The 21,945-nt window shown below is 64.0% G+C and carries 19 protein-coding genes and 2 tRNA genes; 16 read left to right on the top strand and 5 right to left on the bottom strand.

The window, feature by feature from the left end; translation table 11 throughout:
- Window positions 1-25: 25 nt before the first annotated feature.
- From murJ to L2Y97_RS16160, 6 genes are all read left to right on the top strand, one after another.
- Window positions 26-1,633 carry a murein biosynthesis integral membrane protein MurJ gene (gene murJ / locus L2Y97_RS16185; protein WP_247428596.1) on the top strand — a complete coding sequence of 536 codons (1,608 nt, stop codon included), beginning with the start codon at window positions 26-28 and terminating at the stop codon, window positions 1,631-1,633.
- A 97-nt stretch (window positions 1,634-1,730) separates the two neighbouring features.
- Window positions 1,731-2,687, top strand: coding sequence for a bifunctional riboflavin kinase/FAD synthetase (locus tag L2Y97_RS16180; RefSeq protein ID WP_247428593.1), 957 nt, complete (start codon window positions 1,731-1,733; stop codon window positions 2,685-2,687).
- 19 nt (window positions 2,688-2,706) lie between these two features.
- On the top strand, window positions 2,707-5,565 hold the full coding sequence (ileS, locus tag L2Y97_RS16175) for an isoleucine--tRNA ligase (protein ID WP_247428591.1): 2,859 nt from the start codon (window positions 2,707-2,709) through the stop codon (window positions 5,563-5,565).
- Window positions 5,566-5,655: 90 nt separating this feature from the next.
- Entirely contained in the window at window positions 5,656-6,156 is a 501-nt protein-coding gene (gene lspA, locus L2Y97_RS16170; RefSeq protein WP_247428588.1) for a signal peptidase II, read from the top strand.
- A 62-nt stretch (window positions 6,157-6,218) separates the two neighbouring features.
- A complete protein-coding gene (gene ispH, locus L2Y97_RS16165; protein WP_247428585.1) occupies window positions 6,219-7,160 on the top strand; it encodes a 4-hydroxy-3-methylbut-2-enyl diphosphate reductase in 942 nt (313 codons plus the stop codon).
- Between the two features lie 43 nt (window positions 7,161-7,203).
- A tRNA-Thr gene (locus L2Y97_RS16160) sits at window positions 7,204-7,279 on the top strand.
- A 139-nt stretch (window positions 7,280-7,418) separates the two neighbouring features.
- Here the strand turns inward: L2Y97_RS16160 and L2Y97_RS16155 are convergent.
- On the bottom strand, window positions 7,419-7,850 hold the full coding sequence (locus L2Y97_RS16155) for a hypothetical protein (RefSeq protein WP_247428584.1): 432 nt from the start codon (window positions 7,848-7,850) through the stop codon (window positions 7,419-7,421).
- A gap of 137 nt (window positions 7,851-7,987) precedes the next feature.
- Between L2Y97_RS16155 and L2Y97_RS16150 the strand changes: the two genes are divergently transcribed.
- Window positions 7,988-8,554 (top strand): GNAT family N-acetyltransferase, encoded by a 567-nt coding sequence (locus tag L2Y97_RS16150; protein WP_247428581.1) that lies wholly within the window; start codon window positions 7,988-7,990, stop codon window positions 8,552-8,554.
- A 137-nt stretch (window positions 8,555-8,691) separates the two neighbouring features.
- Window positions 8,692-8,895, top strand: coding sequence for a hypothetical protein (locus L2Y97_RS16145; protein WP_247428578.1), 204 nt, complete (start codon window positions 8,692-8,694; stop codon window positions 8,893-8,895).
- Here the strand turns inward: L2Y97_RS16145 and L2Y97_RS16140 are convergent, their stop codons facing one another.
- Window positions 8,896-9,159 carry a hypothetical protein gene (locus L2Y97_RS16140; RefSeq protein ID WP_247428575.1) on the bottom strand — a complete coding sequence of 88 codons (264 nt, stop codon included), beginning with the start codon at window positions 9,157-9,159 and terminating at the stop codon, window positions 8,896-8,898.
- Window positions 9,160-9,396: 237 nt separating this feature from the next.
- Between L2Y97_RS16140 and pilV the strand changes: the two genes are divergently transcribed.
- The 8 genes from pilV to L2Y97_RS16095 all read left to right on the top strand — a co-directional run bounded on the left by pilV (window position 9,397) and on the right by L2Y97_RS16095 (window position 17,127).
- Window positions 9,397-9,903 carry a type IV pilus modification protein PilV gene (gene pilV, locus L2Y97_RS16135; protein WP_247428572.1) on the top strand — a complete coding sequence of 169 codons (507 nt, stop codon included), beginning with the start codon at window positions 9,397-9,399 and terminating at the stop codon, window positions 9,901-9,903.
- The gene (locus L2Y97_RS16130; protein ID WP_247428569.1) at window positions 9,900-11,228 is read left to right on the top strand and encodes a PilW family protein; all 1,329 of its coding nucleotides are present in this window, start codon (window positions 9,900-9,902) and stop codon (window positions 11,226-11,228) included. Before pilV ends, L2Y97_RS16130 begins: the two co-directional genes overlap by 4 nt.
- A gap of 13 nt (window positions 11,229-11,241) precedes the next feature.
- Window positions 11,242-11,862 carry a pilus assembly PilX family protein gene (locus L2Y97_RS16125; RefSeq protein WP_247428567.1) on the top strand — a complete coding sequence of 207 codons (621 nt, stop codon included), beginning with the start codon at window positions 11,242-11,244 and terminating at the stop codon, window positions 11,860-11,862.
- Window position 11,863: 1 nt separating this feature from the next.
- Entirely contained in the window at window positions 11,864-15,499 is a 3,636-nt protein-coding gene (locus L2Y97_RS16120; protein WP_247428564.1) for a pilus assembly protein, read from the top strand.
- Window positions 15,489-15,944 (top strand): type IV pilin protein, encoded by a 456-nt coding sequence (locus L2Y97_RS16110; RefSeq protein WP_283248278.1) that lies wholly within the window; start codon window positions 15,489-15,491, stop codon window positions 15,942-15,944. The genes L2Y97_RS16120 and L2Y97_RS16110 overlap by 11 nt, the downstream gene beginning before the upstream one ends.
- Before the next feature lie 5 nt (window positions 15,945-15,949).
- Window positions 15,950-16,561, top strand: coding sequence for a GspH/FimT family pseudopilin (locus L2Y97_RS16105; RefSeq protein WP_247436838.1), 612 nt, complete (start codon window positions 15,950-15,952; stop codon window positions 16,559-16,561).
- Between the two features lie 48 nt (window positions 16,562-16,609).
- Window positions 16,610-16,684 (top strand) — tRNA-Val (locus L2Y97_RS16100).
- Between the two features lie 110 nt (window positions 16,685-16,794).
- Window positions 16,795-17,127: a lipid-A-disaccharide synthase N-terminal domain-containing protein gene (locus tag L2Y97_RS16095; RefSeq protein WP_247428561.1), complete on the top strand. Its 333-nt coding sequence runs from the start codon at window positions 16,795-16,797 to the stop codon at window positions 17,125-17,127.
- Between the two features lie 8 nt (window positions 17,128-17,135).
- On the opposite strand, the gene metH is transcribed toward L2Y97_RS16095, so the two are convergent.
- The 3 genes from metH to L2Y97_RS16080 are packed head-to-tail and all read right to left on the bottom strand — an operon-like array spanning window position 17,136 to window position 21,851.
- Window positions 17,136-19,835, bottom strand: a complete 2,700-nt coding sequence (gene metH, locus L2Y97_RS16090; RefSeq protein ID WP_247428558.1) for a methionine synthase — start codon at window positions 19,833-19,835, stop codon at window positions 17,136-17,138.
- On the bottom strand, window positions 19,832-20,914 hold the full coding sequence (locus L2Y97_RS16085) for a homocysteine S-methyltransferase family protein (protein WP_247428556.1): 1,083 nt from the start codon (window positions 20,912-20,914) through the stop codon (window positions 19,832-19,834). Before L2Y97_RS16085 ends, metH begins: the two co-directional genes overlap by 4 nt.
- A gap of 10 nt (window positions 20,915-20,924) precedes the next feature.
- Window positions 20,925-21,851, bottom strand: coding sequence for an ArsR/SmtB family transcription factor (locus L2Y97_RS16080; RefSeq protein WP_247428553.1), 927 nt, complete (start codon window positions 21,849-21,851; stop codon window positions 20,925-20,927).
- Window positions 21,852-21,945: the final 94 nt, after the last annotated feature.

Below are 21,945 nucleotides of genomic sequence, written 5' to 3'. Positions count from 1 at the left end.
GGTTTATCGGCGGCCCCAGGTACGGATGAAAGCTCCCAGCCTCTTACGCAGCATGCTGTCCTTCAGCAGCATGACCATGGTTTCGCGCGTGCTCGGCCTGGTCCGCGACATGTCCATCGCCCACTCGTTCGGTGCCAATGCGGCCACCGACGCCTTTTTCGTGGCGTTCCGCATCCCGAACTTCATGCGCCGGCTGTTTGCCGAGGGCTCCTTTTCCACGGCCTTTGTGCCGGTCTTCACCGAGGTTAAGGAAACCCGCACCCATGCGGAGCTGAAGGACCTGATGGCCCGGACCTCGGGCACCCTCGGCGGCGTGCTCTTGCTGGTCACGGCCATCGGCATCATCTTCGCCCCGCAGGTCACGGCGCTGTTTTCGCCCGGCGCGGTGAATGAGCCGGGCAAGTTCGACCTGACGGTGGACCTGCTCCGCCTGACGTTTCCCTTCCTGCTGTTCGTCTCGCTGACCGCCCTGAGCGGCGGGGCGCTTAATAGCTTCCATCGTTTTGGCCTGCCGGCGCTGACGCCGGTGATCCTCAACCTGTGCATGATTGCCGGCGCGCTGTGGCTGGCACCGATGCTGCACACGCCGATCATGGCCATGGGCTGGGCGATCCTCGTGGCGGGCATACTCCAGCTGGCGTTCCAGCTTCCGGCCCTGCGCCAGCTCGACCTGCTGACCCTGCCACGCTGGGGCTGGCAGTCGCCGGATGTGCGCCGGATCATGCGCCTGATGGTGCCGACCCTGTTTGGCTCATCGGTGGCGCAGATCAACCTGCTGCTGGATACGATCATCGCTTCGTTGCTGATCGCCGGCTCGCAGAGTTGGCTCTCCCAGGCGGACCGCTTCCTGGAGCTGCCACTGGGCGTGTTCGGCGTGGCCCTTGGCACGGTCATCCTGCCTTCGCTTTCCCGGCACCATGTGGCCAGTGACCGGGATGGTTTCTCCCGTGCCCTCGACTGGGGCCTGCGCACCACGCTGCTGATCGCGGTGCCGGCCATGTTCGCCTTGATGATCCTCTCGTTCCCGCTGGTGGCCACGATCTTCCAGAACGGCCGGTTCACCGCGTTCGATACGAAGATGGCCTCGCTGTCGATCACCGCCCTCAGCTTTGGCCTGCCGGCCTTCGCCATGGTGAAGGTCGTGCTGCCGGCTTTTTACGCCCGCAAGGACACAAAGACGCCGGTGCGGGCGGGTGTGGCCTCGCTGGTGTCGAACATGGTGCTCAACGTGCTGTGCCTGGCCCTGCTGGTCGCCCTGTGGGGTACCCCTGCCCAGAAGGAGGGCTCGTGGTTGCAGGCCATTGCGACCATCCCGGGCCTGCACATGGCCCTGGGCATGGCCAGCGCCATCGCCAGCTATATCAACCTGGGCCTGCTCTGGCGCTGGCTGGGCAAGGCGGGGGTGTATGAGCGCCAACCGGGCTGGGGCCGGCACATCGTTCGGCTCGCCGTCGCCTGTGGCGTGATGTCCGCCGTGCTGCTGGCGGGTCTGTATGTCTGGCCGGAATGGAGCGGGGTCGAAAAATGGACGCGGGTAGGGCGCCTGGCCGTGCTGGTTTGCGCTGGTGGCGGCTCATACGTGGCGGCCCTTTTCGCCATGGGTTTCCGGCCCGGCGAGCTTCGCGCCCGTTAAGCCGCCCACGGCGCTGGCGCACGCATTGTGCGGCGCAATGGGGCCGCTATACTGGCCCGATGGCTTTTATTCCGCATCGACCCCAAGGCGGCCACGCATGACGCTGCGACTGCATCGCGACGTGGATGGTGCCTGCCTGACGCCCCAGGGTAGCGTCGTCGCCATCGGTGCGTTCGATGGCCTGCACCTGGGCCACCAGGCGATCCTTGCCGAGGTGCGCCAGCGCGCCGCGGACAAGGGACTGGCCCCGGCCGTCATCACCTTCGATCCCTTGCCGCGTGCCTTCTTTTCGAAGGAGCCGGTGGCGCGCCTCTCCGGCGTGCGCGAGAAGGCGGAGGGCATGGCTGCCGCCGGCATCGTGGAGCTGCTTTCCCTGCGCTTCGATGAGGCCCTGACGAAGATGTCCGCCGAAGACTTCGTGCGCCAGGTCATCGTCGGCCGGCTCGCCGCCCGCGAGGTATGGGTGGGCGAGGATTTCCGCTTCGGCCACCGTCGCGGCGGCGACTTTGCCCTGCTGCAATCGATGGGCGCGGAGCTGGGCTTCACCGCCCATGCCGTGGCCCCGGTGCTGGTCGATGGCGAGCGGGTCTCGTCGTCAAAGGTGCGAACGCTGCTCGCCGAAAGCCGTTTCGCCGATGCCGGCGTGCTGCTCGGGCGGCCGTTCGTGATCGACGGGCACGTGGAACACGGCAAGCAGCTTGGCCGCGAGCTGGGTTACCCCACCGCCAACGTGCACCTGCGCGACCGCGTCAGCCCCATCCAGGGGATTTTCGCGGTGCGCATCGGTATTGGCGATGGCCCGTGCAGTTGGCCTGGCGTGGCCAGCCTGGGCTTCCGTCCCACGGTGAACGAAGTAAGCGAACCTTTGCTCGAAGCCCATCTGTTCGATTTCTCCGGCGACCTTTACGGCCAGCGCATCGGCGTGGAGTTCGTGCGGAAGTTGCGCGATGAAGAAAAATTCGACGGCCTGGACGCCCTGACCGCACAGATGCGCCAGGACGAACGCGCCGCCCGGCAGGCCCTGGGGATGAACCCCATCCTTGCCGATGCATGACACACCACGGTTGCCAGCGATGACCCAGGACTACAAGAACACCATCAACCTGCCGCAGACGGAATTCCCGATGCGCGGCGACCTGCCCAAGCGCGAGCCGAACTGGCTTGCCGGCTGGGAGCGTGTCGGCCGTTACCAGCAGATCCAGGAAAAGACCGCCGGGCGCGACAAGGTGTTCGTGCTGCACGACGGCCCGCCGTATGCGAACGGCGCGATCCACCTTGGCCACGCCGTGAACAAGGTGCTGAAGGATGTCATCGTCAAATCCAAACTGATCGCTGGCTACCGCGCACCGTACGTGCCGGGCTGGGATTGCCATGGCCTGCCGATTGAAATCGCCATCGAGAAGAAGTTCGGCAAGGCGGGTGACAAGCTCGACGCTGCCGCTTTCCGCCAGAAGTGCCGTGAATACGCACTGGCCCAGATCGATCTGCAGCGCATGGACTTCAAGCGCCTTGGCGTCCTGGGCGACTGGGAAAAGCCGTACCGCACGCTCGATTTCACGTACGAAGCCGACATGATTCGTGCCCTGGCGCGCATCGTCGATAACGGCCACGTCGTGCGCGGCGCGAAGCCCGTGTACTGGTGTTTTGATTGCGGTTCGGCGCTGGCCGAGGCCGAGATCGAATACGCCGACAAGACCTCGCCGGCGGTGGACGTGGCGTACGACGCCGTGTATCCGAAGGAAATGGGTGCCGAGTTCGGCGTGGACGTAGGCGACGCGATCGTTGCCGTACCGATCTGGACCACCACGCCGTGGACGCTGCCGTCCAGCCAGGCGGTCTCGCTGGGTGGCGAAATCGAATACGCGCTGGTCGAGGGGCCGGCCCGCGATGGCAATCGCGTGCTGCTCGTCGTCGCCTCGGCGCTCGTTGAGAAGGCACTCGCACGCTACGGTGTGGAGGGTGTGAACGTGCTTGGCCGCAAGCAGGGTGCGGCCCTGGAAAACCAGCAGCTCAAGCACCCGTTCTACGACAAGCACGTGCCGATCATCCTGGGCGATCATGTCTCGGATGAAGACGGTACCGGCGCCGTGCATACCGCGCCCGACCACGGTGCGGAAGACTTTGCCGTGGGCCAGCAGTACGGCATTGGCACGCTCAATTACGTGGATGGTCGCGGCGTGTATCGCAGCGACCTGCCGCTGGCCGGTGATGTCACGTTCGCCGGCATGCACATCTGGAAGGGTAACGACGCCATCGTCGACCTGCTGCGCTCGCGCGGCGTGCTGCTTGCCTTCGCGAAGCTCACCCATAGCTACCCGCATTGCTGGCGCCACAAGACCCCGGTGATCTACCGCGCCACGCCGCAGTGGTTCATCGGCATGGAAACCGCCGGCCTGCGCGATACGGCGCTCACCTCGATCAAGTCGGTGCGCTGGGTGCCCGCCTGGGGCGAAGAGCGCATCCGCGGCATGGTCGAGGGCCGCCCGGACTGGTGTATCTCGCGCCAGCGCACCTGGGGCGTGCCCATCACGCTGTTCGTCGACAAGAGCACGCACGAGCCGCACCCGGATTCCGTCGCCCTGATGGAGAAGGTGGCGCAGAAGGTCGCGCACGAAGGCATCGACAGCTGGTTCAACCTCGATCCGCGCGAGCTGATCGGTGATGACGCCGACAAGTATGAGAAGGTGACCGACGTCCTCGACGTATGGTTCGATTCCGGCGTTAGCCATTTTGCGGTCGTGGGCCAGCGCCCCGAACTGCAGGCTGGCGGTGCCAGCGAATACAAGGTGATGTACCTGGAAGGCTCCGACCAGCACCGCGGCTGGTTCCAGTCATCGCTGCTCACCTCGGCCGCCATCCACGGGCGCGCGCCGTACGACCATGTGCTGACCCACGGCTTCACCGTGGATGCGCAGGGCCGCAAGATGTCCAAGTCACTGGGCAACGGTATCGAGCCGCAGGACATCATGAAGACCCTGGGCGCGGACATCCTGCGCCTGTGGATCTGCTCCACCGATTACCGCAACGAAATGTCGCTGTCGGACGAGATCCTGAAGCGCGTCGCCGATACGTATCGTCGCATCCGTAACACTGCGCGCTTCCTGCTCGGCAACCTGGATGGCTTCGACCCGGACAAGCACCTGCTTGCCACCGAGGCTTGCCTCCCGCTCGACCAGTGGGCCGTGCAACAGGCTGCCGATACGCAGGCCGCGATTGTCGCCGCGTACGAGCGGTACGACTTCCCGGAAATCGTCCAGCGGGTGCAGAACTTCTGCACCACCGAGCTGGGTGCGCTCTACCTGGATGTCACCAAGGATCGCTTGTACACGATGCCGACGGAGAGCCGTGGCCGTCGCAGCGCGCAGAGCGCCATGTACCGTATCGCCGAGGCCATGGTGCGCTGGATCGCGCCGATGCTGAGCTTCACGGCGGAAGAGATCTGGCAGCACATGCCGGGCTCGCGTAGCGAATCGGTGCTGTTCGAGACCTTCTACGAAGGCCTCGAAGTGCGCCAGGACGCGGAAACCCGTGCATGGTGGGGCAAGCTCCTCGCCATCCGCGAGACCGCCTCGCGCGTGCTCGAAGGCATGCGCAAGGCCGGCCAGATCGGCGCGTCGCTGGATGCCACGATCACGCTGCACGCGGATTTGGCCACCCAGTCGGCCCTCGCCGAGTCGTCGGAGGAATTGCGCTTCTTCTTCATCACCTCGGACGTGGCCCTGGCACCGCTCGACGGCCGCCCGGCCACGGCGGAGAAGGTAGAGCTGGAAGAGGGCGAGGTGTACGTTTCGGCCTCTGTCACGGATTGGGCCAAGTGCATCCGCTGCTGGCAGCACCGCGCCGACGTGGGCCACGATCCGGCCCACCCGGAGATCTGCGGCCGTTGCGTGGAAAACGTGGCCGGTCCGGGCGAAGACCGCCGCTGGTTCTAAGCCACGCCCCTTGTAGGAGCGCGTTTACTCCCTCTTCGGGGGCAAGCGCGCTCCTACAGGAGAAGACCCCTCTATCAACTGGTTTTGTGAATGACTAACCGCCCCCGCCCCAACGCCCTTTCCTGGCTCTGGCTCACCCTCGGCCTGATCGTGGCCGACCAGCTGACCAAGTGGTGGGCGCTGGTGGCGCTGCAGCCGGCCGAGACGCCGCACCCCGTGATCCCGGGGTTCCTGTACTGGACGCTCACCTTCAACACGGGCGCCGCGTTCAGCTTCCTGGCCGATAGCGCGGGCTGGCAGCGTTGGTTCTTTGCCGTACTGGCCCTGGGCGTCAGCGCCATCCTGGCCACCTGGCTGGCTCGCACGCCGCGTGGCGACTGGCGCACCGCGGTGCCCCTGGCCATGATCATCGCGGGCGCGCTGGGCAATCTCATCGATCGCATACACGCGGCCAAGGTGACGGACTTCATCCAGGTGTTCCTGGGCAGCTACCCCTTCCCGGTGTTCAACGTGGCCGATTGCGCCATCAGCGTCGGCGCCTTCGGCCTTATCGTGTTCAGCTTGTTCCAGGCCAGCCCGAAGAAAGCCTGACGCCGCCGTGCGATAATCAGCGGCATCCCCACCAGCGGCCCCCGGGCCGCCACGAGGCCAATTTGGACATCCTCCTCGCCAATCCCCGCGGTTTCTGCGCCGGCGTCGATCGCGCCATCGCGATCGTGGAGCGCGCGCTCGAGTCGTACGGCGCGCCCATCTACGTGCGCCACGAAGTCGTGCACAACCGCTACGTGGTCGAGCGCCTGCGCGCCGATGGCGCCGTGTTCGTGGAAGAACTCGACGAGGTGCCTGATAACTCCACCGTCATCTTCAGCGCCCACGGCGTGCCGAAGGCCGTGCGCGAGGAAGCCGATCGGCGCGGCCTGCGCGTCTTCGACGCCACGTGCCCGCTGGTGACCAAGGTGCACATGGAGGTGGCCCGCCTGGGCCGCGCCGGCCACGACGTGATCCTGATCGGGCACGCCGGCCACCCCGAGGTGGAAGGCACCATGGGCCAGTGGAACCGTGCCAATGCTGGCAACATCTACCTGGTGGAATCGGTGGAGGATGTCGAGGAACTGGTGCCGGTGCAGCCGGACAAGCTCGCATTCGTCACCCAGACGACGCTCTCGGTAGATGACACCATCGCCATCATCAAGGCCCTGCGCGCGAAGTTCGTGTCCATCGAAGGCCCGCGCAAGGACGATATCTGCTACGCCACGCAGAACCGCCAGGATGCCGTGCGCCGCCTGGCCGACGCGGTGGACCTGGTGCTGGTGGTCGGCTCGGTCAACAGCTCCAACTCCAACCGCCTGCGCGAGCTGGCGGAGAAGCAGGGCGTACCTTCCTACCTGATCGATGGTGCCGAGCATATCGAGCAGGCCTGGATCGAAGGCAAGGCCCGTATCGGCGTTACGGCGGGCGCCTCGGCGCCTGAGAAGCTGGTGAAGGAAGTGATCGCCCGCCTGCAGTCGTGGGGCGCCGGCTCGGTGCAGGAACTGGATGGTGAAGCGGAGAGCATCACCTTCGCGCTGCCCAAGGAGCTGCGCCTGGCCTCCTGAGGTCTTGCACGGGGGGCCAAGGTCCCCTAGAATTCCGCGTCTCGCCGGAATAGCTCAGTTGGTAGAGCGCGTCATTCGTAATGATGAGGTCGTAGGTTCGATTCCTATTTCCGGCACCAGCTTGCTTCCCCGATTGCCCGGCGCGGTCGTGGAAGAAATGAAGAAACCCGCTAACGCGGGTTTTTTTTTGCCTTCTGTGCCAGTCCTGCACAGATCTTGTGTAGGAGCGCGCTCGCGCGCGATGCCGGCGCAGCCGGCTCACGCCGCCAATCGCGCCCCGTCGGCCAGGTACCGCAACCCAATCGACAACGCCATGTCATACCCCGCGGCCGCGTTGCCAGGCACTACCACACTCACCAACGCCGGATGCCCAGGCGCAAGCGCTGAAGCATCGCCTTCACGGCTATCGTCGTGGATCTCGATATAAGGCACGGGCAGGGCAGAAAGCGCCTCGCGCAACCCAGCGATATCGCACGCAGGCACGGTATCCGCATCCACATCGAGCAGGATTAACTCCGCATCATCCCCGCCGCGCAGGCAGCACCCCAGCTCATGGAAATCCCGGCACGGCCGCCAGCTCAGATCGATACCGGCCGATTGCGCGCGTTCCCACAGGCGGCACATGGCGGCATCGGCCAGTGGGGCAGCCATCCCGTCGTCGCGCGGGCCGGTGATCACGAGGATCGACATAGGTAGATATTCCCTAAGCAAGGTGGCGCCAGTATCTTCGCCGCTAGCGTAAAAACGCTGCCCGGTAAGGGCGCTTTCCGGGTAACGCCTGCGTAAAACCTTGCACGGCGTACCGGTCATCCATGGGTGGGATAGGCATGCAAGCAACACAGGACATAGCGATTGAAACGGCGCGGCTGCGCCTGGACCGGCTGGAGCCGGCCGATGCCCCGCAACTGTTCGCCTACCGCGGCGACGATGCGGTGGCCCGTTACCAGGGCTGGAAGCCAGCAAGCCTGGGTGATGCGGAAGCATTTATCGACGAGCAGTTGGCGCTGCCCTTCGGCACGAAAGACTCGTGGTGCCAGCTTGCGGTTCGTGACCGGGCCCACGGTGAACTCGTGGGTGATCTGGGCATTCACTTCCCGGCCTCCACCAGCGATGCCATCGAGTTCGGCATCTCGCTGCGGCCTGATCGGCAGGGCAGGGGCTACGCGCGCGAAGCCATGGCTGCCATGCTCGATCGTGCCTTCCGGGAGTGGGACTACCGGCGTACGGTGGGTTCGGTGGATCCGCGCAATGTGGCCAGCATCGCGCTTCTGCGGTCGCTGGGGTTCCGCCAGGAGGCCCATCACGTGGAGAGTTATTTCTTCCGGGGGGAATGGGTCGATGACGTGATCTACGCCATGCTCGAGCGCGAATGGCGGCAGCAGGCTGAACGCTGAGCTGGTTTTTGCCTTAAACGTGCACGGCATGGTGCGCGTGAAACACGGCGGCTTCATGGGGTGGCGGCGATAACGGAGGCTTACCCCGGCAAGGATGGGCAGCCTCCCGGTGCAGTTTCCCCCAGCATGGAACCGCCATGGATCACCCAGTGCACCACTACAGGGGCTACGAGATCCTCTGCAGCCTCACCGGCTACACCGTCATGAAGGGCGGGATCGAGGTGCTCAACATCGGTGCGGAGGATGCCGATCCGACGGTGCCCGATCGTGCTTCGGTCAACCACGTTCTCGACCACGCAAAACATGCCGTCGATCGCCTGATCGCCGAAGCGGTCCCCTGATCAGGCCGCGCTTGCCAGGCGCGCAAGGCTGGCCGGCGTAGGTGGGGGCAGGTGTGCGAGCGCGGAGGCGGGCAAGTAGCGCCAGTCGGCCAGGCGTCGGGGCAACCGGGCGGTGGGCTGGAGTTCGGAAAGCTGGCGAACGGCCTCGTCAGCGGATTCGTACCTGCCCAGTTCCTCATCGGCACGCAGGGCACGCCAGCGGCGGCCGTGGCTGATGATCCGAAATAGCGCGTCGGGGGCGGCGTGGATGTATTGCGCAAGCACGGTGCGGCTCCTTCGTTTCCTGGGTATTCTTGCTGCCGCCTTGTGACCGGGTTGTTATCTCCCGGCTACCGGACGGTGTCGTCAAAGGACTCGACCGCTCGTCGGCAAATCGCTTCCGCTTGTCGGCTTTCCCCTAGCGCTTGCGCGGCACATGGGTAATGTGATCGTGTCCGAAAGGTTCGGGGGAAACACACCGTGATTTACATCCGGTCGCCGCGCGTCCAGCGCGGTGCGTCTATGATCGAGGTCCTGATGGCCATCCTCATCTTCACGGTGGGGCTGATTGGCCTTGGCGCGATGATGGTGACGGCTACGAAGGCGAACCAAACCGCCTACGTGCGCACGCAGGTCACCTTCCTGGCCAACAGCATGGCCGACCGCATGCGCGCCAACCCGTGGGGTCTGTGGAATGGGTCATACGATGACGACAACTACCCCCTGACCGGCACGCCGGCCGCATGCGATGCCGCGACCGGCTGCAAGCCGGCCGATATCGCCGACCGCGACAAGAAGCTGTGGAGCCAGCAGCTGCGCGACTCCCTGCCCGCGGTCGGCAAGACCAGCATCAAATGCACCAAGGCAAGCGGTTTCGATCCTTCCGCCCAATACCAGATGCGGCCCCCGTACAGCGGTAGCTGCGTCATGACTATCAGCTGGGCCGAGCGAGGGTTCGCCACCGGCGGTGGCGACGATGCGGTGGCCAGCGGCAGCCTGCAATCCTTTACCTGGAAGTTTGAGCCATGACCGCGCTCCGTCCTTTGTCGCGCCAGCGCGGCGTCACCCTGGTGGAACTGATGGTCGCGCTGGTTCTGGGCCTTCTGGTGTCGGGTGGCATCGTGGTGACCTTTATGTCCACGTCAGCTAGCAATCAGGCGCAGGCCCAGCTCGCACGCCTGCAGGAGCAGGGGCGCTATGCCGTGACACGCATCGCCGCTGACCTGAAGATGGCGGGCGCGCAGTACTGCAGCAGTACCGGCGGTTCCGCGACGGTAGCTTCGGCGAGCGGCATTGCGCTCGATGCGCTGCGTACACCGCGAGTGCTTACCAAGAATCTCACCTTCCCCATGAACACGACGCCATGGGGTTCCCCCTATCCGGCCACACCGACGGCACCTTACTACCTGCCGTCGTTCATCTATATGCGTGGTTTTGCGTGCACCAAGACAACCTGCACACCGTCCAGCCCTCCCACCGCCGCCCAGGGCGTCCCGGTGATGGGCACTGCAGTGGGTAATCGCGTGAATGGCGCGGCGGTGTTGCAGCTTCGCTATGTGGATTCGAACAGGGGCTGGGCCATTGGTGGTAATAGCCAGGTGGTCCCCAAGGCGAATGGTGACATTGATCATGTGCACATCGTCCCCAAGACGGGTGAGCCCAGCCTGACGGGCGTGGCCAATAACGAACAGATGATGCTGGCCGACTGCTCGACGGCGCAGGTGTTCGAAACCACGGGAAATCCAGACTTCGTGCCCGTGGGCACCACATCCAACTTCTCCATGCCGCGCGCCCTTGCACCACAGTCTGCACCCCGCTTCTTCCGCATGAGCACGGATTTCAAGACCGTTACCTATTTCCTCCAGGTGGTAAGCGATGACGGCACCGCCACTGGCGTGAAGACTGGCGCGTTGATGCGCTGCGACAGTTCAGCTACCCCCATGTGCCAGGAACTGGTGCGTGGCGTGGAGCGATTGGACTTCAGTTACGGCGTGGAAGACAGCGGCGGCCTCATGCATTACCTGAGCGCCGCGGAAGTGGATTCGCGCGCCAGCGGGTCGGCCACGCTTACCTGCCCCAATGGTGCGACTGGCTCGACCGCTACCGACCAGGGTTGCCTGTGGCGCGCCCTCAAAACGGTAGAAGTCAACGTGCTGATGGACGGCCAATCGCCGTTGTATACGCTGACTGCGCCCGAACTTGCCTACGCCTATTCACCGGAAGGCAACACCACGCCCGTGGCGCCCGATGCGCGCGGCACCGGCGGAATTTCGCCGACCGACCAGGGTTTTGTGGTGCCGATGATGCGTCGGCAGTTCGGTACCGCCGTGATGATGCGTAACTACAATCCCTGAGCGAGGCGCCCCCATGACTACCCGCCTTTCCAGCCGCCCCTTCGCCGCCCGCGAGCAGCGTGGCGTCGTACTGATCGTGGCCCTCCTGTTCCTCGTGTTGGTCACCATGCTGGCGATCACGGCATCAGGCACTTCGCTGCTGCAGCAGAAGCTGGCGGGCGGCCAGCGCAATGCGCAGCTGGCCGAATGGAGCGCCGAGACCGCGTTGCGTGCGGCCGAGTGGCGCCTGTGGCGGGCCAGCTCCGATGCTGGCACGCGCATGCAGTGTGGCTCCGGGTCGCTGTCCAATTGTTACAACTACGCGCCTGATCCCACCGCTGCCGTGGCGACGTTTCGAACGGCGACCGGCTGGGTGACAGATGGTGCGACCCAGTTCACCGACGTGGATTACACCACGGCCAGCACCGACAACACGTTCAAGCTCAAGTACAACCCGTACTACCTGATCGAAGACCTGGGGCCCGAATTGCCTCCGGGCGCAGGCATCCAGCACGAGTCGGGTGCGACGGGATCTACGGGCACGGGTTACACCAGCACGACTCGCCATGTGTACCGCATCACGGCACGCGGCGTCGGCAACAACGAGAACGCCATCCGAGTGCTCGAAACCACTTTCGCGGCCAAGTCCGACTGACATGAACCTGCCCAAGTCATCCCGAGCAGTACCCTTCCTGGCGGCACTCCTGGCGTGCCTTTCTGCCTCGCCGCTTACCCAGCTGCATGCCCAGGTCACCCCTACCTATTACACCGTGGACCTCAGCACGGCGCCGCCGGATCTCACCGTGGCAGTGTCGCCGAACATCGCCGTGACGTTCGATGACTCCGGCTCGATGGGCGCGTCGAACCTGCCCGATACTCTGGATGGTACGGCGGGCAAGAAGTACTACTACTCGTCGACGACAAATTCGCAGTACTACAACCCAAACATTACGTATACGCCGCCGCTGAAGCAGGACGGACAGACGCGGTTCACCGCGCCTGCGTACACCAAGGCGCCGCGCGATGGTATCTGTGCGGAACTGGGCACCTGCTCAGGAGGGGCCAACTATGTGGACCTCTCAAGCGCGTTTCGTTCGCGCTTTTACACCTACACGAGCTCCGGCGTAGTCGCAAATTCGAGTGTCAAGGACAATGACATCTCCAGTGCACTGGCTGGCAACCAGGATGGCGGTTTCTACTACAACTGCCCCACCGTCACATCGGAGACGGGTTGCACCATCGTGACCATGAAATCGGCCACGGATGCGCAGCGGCAGAACTTTGCTAACTGGTACTCCTACTACCGCACGCGTAACCTGATGACCCGTTCGGCCATCTCCAGCGTGTTTGCCACGCTGGGTAGCAGCATTCGCGTGGTTTATCAGAATCTCAACGACAGTAACTACAAACTGACGGCGAGCAAGACGACGTTCGATGCCTTTGCCGATACAGCGCGCAGCAAATTCTTCACGTGGCTCTACCAGGTAATCAACAGCGGCGGTACGCCTGGGCGCACCGCGGTGTATCGCGCGGGCGAGATCTTCAAGTACGGCAAGGGCGTTACGGACAACACGAACCCCTACTGGGAGCCCAACATTGGCGACGACAGCGCAGGCATGGAGCTTACCTGCCGCTTGAACTACAGCCTACTCGTGACCGACGGTTACTGGAACGGCGCGGATCCGGGATTACCGGCCACAACGGCGCAGGCCGCCGTGACGTTGCCCGATGGCACTGCGTACAGCGGCGCCAGCGGTGATGCCGAGTCGAAAATCTTCTGGAACGTGCCCGCGACCACTTACGGCACCATGGGTGACCTCGGTTTCAATTACTGGGCCACGAACCTTCGGCCCGACTTCGTGAAGTCCGATGGCACGCCGAAACTCGATGTGCCACCGTCTTGGGTGGATTACACCGACCAGAACGGTAACCCAGTTACCTGGGACGGCACAGGCAACGCTCCCAAGTCGCTCTATTTTAACCCGGCCAACGATCCGGCCACGTGGCCCCACGTGGTTCAGTACATGATCACGCTGGGTATCGATGGTTCGCTGGATTATCCGGGCGATTACGCCGGGTTGCGCGCAGGTAGCAAGTCGTGGCCTACGCCGTCTATTGTGGGCAACGGCAACCTTACCGATATCGATGACACATGGCATGGCGCCGTGAACAGCCGCGGCCAGTATTTCAGTGCGCGCGATCCGGATGCGCTCTCCAGTGCACTCAACCAGCTGCTTACCCGCATTATCAGTCGCGCCACGTCTGCGGTGGCCGGTGCACTCAGCAGCTCCGTGCTAACCGGTTCCTCGGTGACCTATCTCACCGGCTTCGATAGCTCGAGCTGGTCGGGCTCGTTGGTAGCACGCCCCGTCGATGCGCAGGGTAACGTCGGCGCCACGAACCTGTGGAGCGCAGGCGATCTGCTGACCTCGCGCGCGGCGGCCAGCGATACCCGCATCATCCTCACCAGCTCGGCCCCCGGGAAGGGCAACGGCCAGGCGTTCACCTGGACGGCTATCGGCACTGCATTGAAAGCCGTGGATTCGAACTTCACGGACGCGAACGGCGACGCAAAGATCAAGTACCTGCGCGGCGATCCCTCGAAGGAGGGCACGGACTATCGGCGCCGGGTGTCCTCCCTGGGTGCCATCGTGAACTCGCAGCCGGTGTACGTTGCCTATCCGGCGAATGGCTACCGGGACAGCTTCCCGAACAACTCCGACGGCACGGTCGCGCCGGAAATGGCTGTCGACGGTACCGGCGCGCTGAAGTACAGCTATGCCCAGTTCGTATCCGATAACAACAACCGTGCTCCCACGCTTTATGTGGGAGCCAACGACGGCATGCTTCACGCATTCGATGCAACCACGGGTGCCAGTGGGTCCGGCAGGGAGCGCTGGGCTTATGTGCCACGCACCGTCTGGAGCAAGCTGAACGGGCTAACGCCAAAGAGCGGGTTTACGTACGCCCCGACGGTGGATGCCACGCCGGTAGAGCGCGATGTATTCTTCAGCACCGGTAGCAACCAGGGCTGGCACTCGATTCTCGTGGGTGGCCTGCGCTTCGGCGGCCGTGGTGTGTACGCCCTGGATGTCACCGACCCGACGGCGCTTGAATCGTCGCCAGGCAGCAAGGTGCTTTGGGAGTTCAACAGCGACGCAACCGGCGGCGCCAATCTCGGTTACACCTTCGGTAAGCCGAACATTGGCCGCCTTTCAAATGGCAAGTGGGTCGTACTGGTGCCGTCGGGTTACTTCCCGACAAACAGTACGGATGCAGCCGCTGCGAATACGACCAGCTCGCTGTTCGTGCTGGACGCACAGACCGGTGCGGTGATCAAGGAGCTGAAGACGCCCACGTCCGTGACTGGCGTGACGGGCCTTGTGAGCTATGGCCTGTCGTCGCCCGTCCTCGGCGACTACAACAACGATCAGATTGATGATGTGGCGTTTGCAGGCGACCTGCAGGGCAACTTGTGGCGCTTCGACCTGTCCGATCCCAAGCCGGCCAACTGGACCGTGAACCTGCTTTATCGCCCCAGTTCGGCGGCCTCGGGTGACCCGGCGCCGGGCGACCAGCCCATCACCGTAATGCCGCGGTTGTTCGCCGACCCCACTTCGTCGAACTTCATCGTGTTGTTCGGCACGGGCAAGTATCTCGGTGCGACCGATAACTCCGTGACGGGCACCATCAAGACGCAGTCGGTCTACGGCATTCGTGACCCTGGTACCAACGTGTTCACGCCGATCATTGGCCGAAGCACGTTGGTGGCGCAGACCATGGCGGAAGTAAACAATATCCGTGCGTTGACGACCAGAACGGTTCCTGCCACGGATACCAGCGGCAACGCCATACGCGGTTGGTATTTCGATCTCTTCACCGGCACTACCAAGGCCCAGACGAACAAGGGCGAGCGGGTGGTCGTGGATGCGACGGCACTGTTCGACAGCGGGCGCGCCATCATCACCACGCTGATTCCTGGCAGCACTGATCCATGCGCTCCCGTGCGTAAGGGTGCCGTGCTGGTGGTGGATGCAGCCACGGGCGGTGCGGCGAGCGGCGTCAACGTCGGCACGGCCAGTTTTGCTAACGGCTATTCCCAGGCGGGAGCTCGCGTCACCAACGTCCCCGTGACGGGTGGATTGCCGGCGGCCACGTCAATCGGCGGAGGCAATATCAGTCTCCCGGGCGTGAACATCCTCAATAAGGATTCAAGCTCTGGCGGTGTGTTCAGTGTCGGCGATGCCATCTGGCGCCGACGGTCCTGGAGGGAGTTGAACAATGTTCTCTGATATCGGGCAGTGGCGCATGCGCCGTGCTGCTGGCGAGGGCGGTTTTACCCTCATCGAGCTGATGATCGTGGTGGCAGTGATCGCCGTGCTTGCGGCGATCGCCTATCCGAATTATTTGAAGTATGCGTCCCGCGGGCGGCGGGGTGAAGCACAGGAGGCCTTGTTGCGCCTTGCCACGGCGCAGGAGCGCTACTACGCGACCTATAACAAGTATGCGGCCAGTGTCACCACTGATCTGAAGTGGAGCACGGCTACGTTGCCGTCGGGCAATTACGTGCTCAGCATCGCACCGCTTACCGGGTCTACGGACACCAGCACAGGCTACATTGCCACGGCGACAGCCCAGGCCGCGCAGCTGAGGGATGCCTGCGGTAACCTGACGCTGGATTCGCGTAACAACAAGTCGCAAAGCGGATCGGCGACGAGCAACGGGAACTGCTGGTGACCACCATGGCCAAACCATGTTCCAACTTGCGCCGGGTTTCTGGCTTCACGCTGATGGAACTCATGATCACGGTGATAGTGATCTCCGTCTTGATGGCCATCGCCGTGCCGAGCTTTCGGGGGACGATGCGCCGAAGCTATGTATCCAATGCCTTGAGCACAGTGAACGCGGACCTGCAGTTCGCCCGTGCGGAGGCCGCAAACAGGCATCAGTTCGTTAGTGTTTGCCGCAGCACCAATGGGCTCGTATGCGCCAACGGCCAGGATTTCGACGCGGGCTACATCATCTATGCATATAACGCGGCCGCGGGCGGTACAAACCAGGTGCTTACCACCTTATCGACGGGCATGACTTTATTGCGATACACGCAGGCCCAGCCCCGCGTGTCCATCCAGGCCACCGATGCAAACGTACTTACCTTCGGCCAGATCGGGCAACCCGAGCCGAACGGCACCCGCACCAATATGAACTTCACCGTCTGTGCCCGTTTACAGAACCAGACCACGGGTGTAGGCACGAACAACAACGAGTCCCTGGGCGGGAAGTTGGCGCTGGGCCAGTCGGGCTCTATTACAGCGTCCAAGCTGGCCGCCACGGCCACCTGCGCGGCGAGCTAAGAGGGCGTTGACGAGGGCTGCCGGGACACGTAAAATGCGCGGCTCGATGGGCGGTTAGCTCAGCGGTAGAGCACTGCCTTCACACGGCAGGTGTCACAAGTTCGATCCTTGTACCGCCCACCATCGATTTCGAAACCCGGCCTTGTGCCGGGTTTTTTTTGCCTTGCCTTCCCGTAAGGCGCCCGCCATGCCGTACGCCTTAGAATCGCGGGACGCACGCCCAGGACACCGCCATGCACGAAGCCCTTACCGAGCTCCACCTGATCACCCTGACCCCGTGGAAGATCATTGGCCTGATCGGCACCTTGCTGTTCACGGCACGCTGGTTCGTCCAGTTCTACGCCACGAAGAAGAACAAGAAGGTCACGGTGCCGATGTCGTTCTGGTACCTGTCCGTGAGCGGCAGCGTCCTGACCCTGGCCTACTTCATCTGGGGCAAGAACGATTCGGTCGGCATCATCCAGACCGCGTTCCCCATGCTGGTCTCGTTCTACAACGTGTTCGCGCACCTGAAGAACAAGGACCCTAAGGAAACCGTGAAGCCGGGCGGCCCTGAGGACAATTAAGGGCGGCCTTAATCCGGGTCGTAGTCGAGGTTCGTGGCCAGCCAGCGCTCGGCTTCCTGGCGGTCCCAGCCCTTGCGCTTGGCGTAGTCATCCACCTGCTCGCGGGTGAGGCGGCCGACCACGAAGTACTGGCTATCGGGGTGCGAGAAGTACCAGCCCGAGACCGCGGCGGTGGGGTACATCGCCATGCCTTCGGTCAGCTCCACCGTGGTGTGCTTCGTGGCATCCAGCAGCGAGAACAGCGTGCGCTTCTCGGTGTGCTCGGGGCAGGCCGGGTAGCCCGGGGCAGGGCGGATGCCGCGGTAGGCCTCGGCGATCAGCGCCTCGTTATCCAGCGATTCCTCGGGCTCATAGCCCCAGAACTCCTTGCGGACACGCTCGTGCATGCGCTCGGCAAACGCTTCGGCCAGGCGATCCGCCAGGGCCTTGAGCAGGATCGACGAGTAATCATCGTGCTGCGCTTCGAACCGGGCCACATGCGCGTCGATGCCGATGCCGGCCGTCACGGCAAAACCGCCCACCCAGTCCTGCACACCCGTGTCCTTCGGCGCGACGAAGTCCGACAGGCAGAAATCCGGGCGCTCCACAGGCTTGTCCACCTGCTGGCGCAGGTGGTGCAGCACAGCCATCGGCTTCCGCTTGTCGGTACCGGCCTCGGCGTACACCTCGATATCGTCACCCACCTGGGCCGCTGGCCAGAAGCCGATGACCCCCTTGGCGGTAAGCCATTTTTCGGCGATGACCTTGTCCAGCATCTGCTGGGCATCGTTGTACAAGTCGGTGGCCTGTGTGCCGACGACCTCATCAGTCAGGATGGCCGGGAACTTGCCCGCCAGCTCCCATGCATTGAAGAACGGTGACCAGTCGATGTACTGGCGCAGTTCGGCCAGGTCGTAGTCGTCGAAGACCGTGATGCCTGGCGCCTTCGGCGCAGGCGGCACGTACGCATCCCAATCGCCCTTGAATCGCTGCTCGCGGGCCTTGCCGAGCGACACCAGGGTCTTGCCCGTACCGCGGCCACGGTGGCGCTCGCGCACCTCGGCGTACTCCGAGCGCACCTTGGCCATGAATTCGTCGACCAGGTCTTTGCTGACCAGCGACTGCGCCACGCCCACGGCACGCGAGGCGTCCTTCACCCACACCGTCGGCGACTTGTAGTGCGGCTCGATGCGTAGCGCGGTGTGCGCGCGCGAGGTGGTGGCGCCGCCGATCAGCAGGGGCACCTGGAAGTCCTGGCGCTGCATTTCACGCGCGACCTGGCTCATCTCTTCCAGCGAGGGCGTGATCAGGCCGGAAAGACCGATGATGTCCGCGTTCTCGGCGCGCGCGGTATCGAGGATCTTCTGCGTCGGCACCATCACGCCGAGGTCGATCACCTCGAAGTTATTGCACTGGAGCACCACGCCGACGATGTTCTTGCCGATGTCGTGGACATCGCCCTTGACCGTCGCCAGCACGATCTTGCCGTTGCTGCGCACGGCTTCACCCGAGCGCGCCTTTTCTTCTTCAATGAACGGGATGAGGTGCGCCACCGCCTTTTTCATGACGCGGGCGGACTTGACCACCTGGGGCAGGAACATCTTGCCCGCGCCGAACAGGTCACCGACGACGTTCATGCCGGCCATCAGCGGGCCTTCGATCACGTCCAGGGGGCGCGAAGCCGCCTGCCGGGCTTCCTCGGTGTCCTCGACCACGTACTGGTCGATGCCGTGGACCAGCGCGTGGCTCAGGCGATCCTGCACGCCTTTCTCGCGCCATGCAGCCGATTCCACCACGGCGCCGGCCTTGCCGCCCTTGTACTTGTCGGCGACATCCAGCAGGCGTTCGGTAGCATCCTGGCGGCGGTTAAGCACCACATCTTCGACGCGCTCGCGCAGTTCATCTGGCAGGTCGTCGTAAATGGACAGGCCGCCAGCGTTGACGATACCCATGTCCATGCCTGCGGCGATCGCGTGGAACAGGAATACCGAATGGATGGCTTCGCGCACCGGGTTGTTCCCGCGGAACGAGAACGAGACGTTGGATACGCCACCGGACACGTGCGACGACGGAAAGCGCTTCTTGAGTTCGCGGGTGGCTTCGATGAAGTCCACCGCGTAGTTGTTGTGCTCTTCGATGCCGGTGGCGATCGCAAAGATATTCGGGTCGAAGATGATGTCTTCCGGCGGAAAGCCGATGCCATCCACCAACAATTCGTAAGCGCGCGAGCAGATCTCGACCTTGCGCTCCTTCGTATCGGCCTGGCCCTGCTCGTCGAACGCCATGACCACGACGGCGGCACCGTACTGGCGCACCTTGCGTGCATGTTCGAGGAACAGCGCCTCGCCTTCCTTCATCGAGATGGAATTGACGATGCCCTTGCCCTGCATGCAGCGCAGGCCGGCCTCGATCACGCTCCATTTCGAGGAGTCGACCATGATGGGCACGCGCGCGATATCCGGCTCGGAGGAGATCAGGTTCACGAAGCGCGTCATCGCGGCTTCGGAATCGATCAGGCCCTCGTCCATGTTGATATCGATGATCTGCGCGCCGTTCTCCACCTGCTGGCGGGCGACATCCACGGCCTCTTCGTAGCGGCCTTCCTTGATCAGTTTGCGGAACTGTGCCGAGCCGGTCACGTTGGTCCGTTCGCCGACGTTGATGAAGTTCAGGTCGGGGGTGAGGACCAGCGGCTCAAGGCCGGAGAGGCGGGTATAGCGAATGCTCATGCGGCTTCGGCGGTGCTCTTGGGTGCGCGCGGCGCGTAAGGGGCGACAGCGGCGGCGATGGCCGCGATGTGCGCTGGCGTGGTGCCACAACAGCCGCCCACGATGTTGATCAGGCCATCGGCCGCGAAGTCGCGGATCGTGGCGGCCATGCTTTCCGGCGTTTCGTCGTATTCGCCAAACGCGTTGGGCAGGCCGGCATTCGGGTGGGTGCTGACCGCAGCGTTGGCGATGCGGGCAAGCATGGCAACGTGCGGGCGCAGGTCCTCGGCGCCCAGGGCGCAGTTCAGGCCCACGGACAGCGGCTGGATGTGCTCCACTGAGTAGAAGAACGCTTCGGCGGTCTGGCCCGATAGCGTTCGGCCCGAACGATCAGTGATGGTGCCCGAGATCATGACCGGCACGCGTGCACCCATCTGCTCGAACAGCTCCGATAGCGCGAACAGCGCGGCCTTCGCGTTCAACGTATCGAAAATGGTTTCCACCATGATCGTATCGGCTCCGCCTTCGATGAGCGCACGGGCGGCCTCGATGTAGTTGGCCTTGAGCTCTTCGAAATCGATGTTACGGAAGCCCGGATCGTTCACGTCGGGCGAGATCGATGCCGTGCGGCTCGTGGGCCCAAGCACACCGATGACAAAGCGCGGCTTGTCAGGCGTCTTCAGCGTCATCGCATCGCACACTTCGCGGGCCAGGCGTGCGCCTTCGCGGTTCAGTTCGGGCACCAGGTGCTCCAGGTGGTAATCCGACTGGCTCACCCGGGTGGCGTTGAACGTGTTGGTTTCAATGAAATCGGCACCGGCTTCCAGGTAAGCCTGGTGCACGCCCTGGATGATCTCCGGCTGCGTGATCAGAAGCAGGTCGTTGTTGCCCTTGAGGTCGCACTCGCCTGGGTGGTCGTGCCCGTGGTCATGCGTGCTGTCGTTACCGCCGGCGAAGCGTTCGCCGCGGTAGCCGCTCTCATCGAGCTTATGGTTCTGCAGCATGGTGCCCATGCCGCCATCGAGGATCATGATCCGCTCGGCCAGGCCTTTCTGGATAAGCGCCACGCGCTCGGGGTGGAGCCAGGGTAGGTTGCTCATGGGTGTCTCCTCAGGCCTTGCGTGCCAGCAGGCTGATCACTTCGAAATGCGGGGCGCGGCGCTCGCGGCTCAGGCGGTCACAGCTCACGACGTCGAGGCCTGCGTCGCGCGCCATGGCCGTCAGGCGCGCGCAGCTGAAGCCGAGGTTGCGGTGGTCGAACGGTTCCACCACGGCGCGGTGATCGTGCTCGCCAAGCGTAACGGCCAAAACGCGGCCGCCGGGCTTGAGCACGCGCTGCACCTGGCGGAACACATCGCCCGGGCGTTCCGCGTAGGTAAGGGCATGCATCATCAGGACAAGGTCGAATTGGCGCTCGCCCACATCCAGCTTATGCATGTCGCCCTGGCGCACCTCCACGTTGCGGAAGTGCGAGAGGCGCTGGCGGGCGGCGTCCACCACGCGCTCGGAACTATCGATGCAGAGGATGGAATGGGCGTGCGGGGCCAGCAGTTCAGCGGTCACGCCATCGCCCGAGGCGATATCCAGCACATCGCCCGTTCCCAGCAACTGGAGCAGGGAGCGGGCCAGGGTTTCCCAGGTGCGGCCCGGCGAGTAATGGCGCTCCATATCACCGGCCACGGTATCGGCCCAGCCCTCCGTGCTGGCGCGCTGGGCCAGCACGGCCGGAAGCCGCTCGGCGTCTTCACGGAGTAGCGCATCGCTCAGCGTGTCACGCAGGGAGGCCACCAGCGCCACCAGGGTAGGATCGGCCTCGGCGTTGGCCCGGTAGTAGGCGGAGACGCCCGCGCGGCGGTCGCGTACCAGCTCAGCCTCTTTCAGCTTGGCCAGGTGGGTCGAGACGCGCGGCTGGGCCAGGTGCAGCACCGCGGCCAGCTCGGCCACGGTCAATTCTTCGCGATCGAGCAGCGCCAGAAGGCGCACGCGCGTGGGGTCGGCCAACAGCCGCAACACCGTCGAGGCAGTCGACAGATCCATCCCACATCCTTTTATCGCGATACAGAGATACTAAGGATGGGGCCGGGACGGCTCAACGTCAAGTTTCCATGTTGCGGTGCAGGGCAGGAAAACC

This window comes from Luteibacter aegosomatissinici, assembly GCF_023078495.1.
Lineage (GTDB): Bacteria > Pseudomonadota > Gammaproteobacteria > Xanthomonadales > Rhodanobacteraceae > Luteibacter > Luteibacter aegosomatissinici.
Note: the sequence above shows the minus strand (reverse complement) of the source record. Positions and strands in the feature narration are given on the sequence as shown.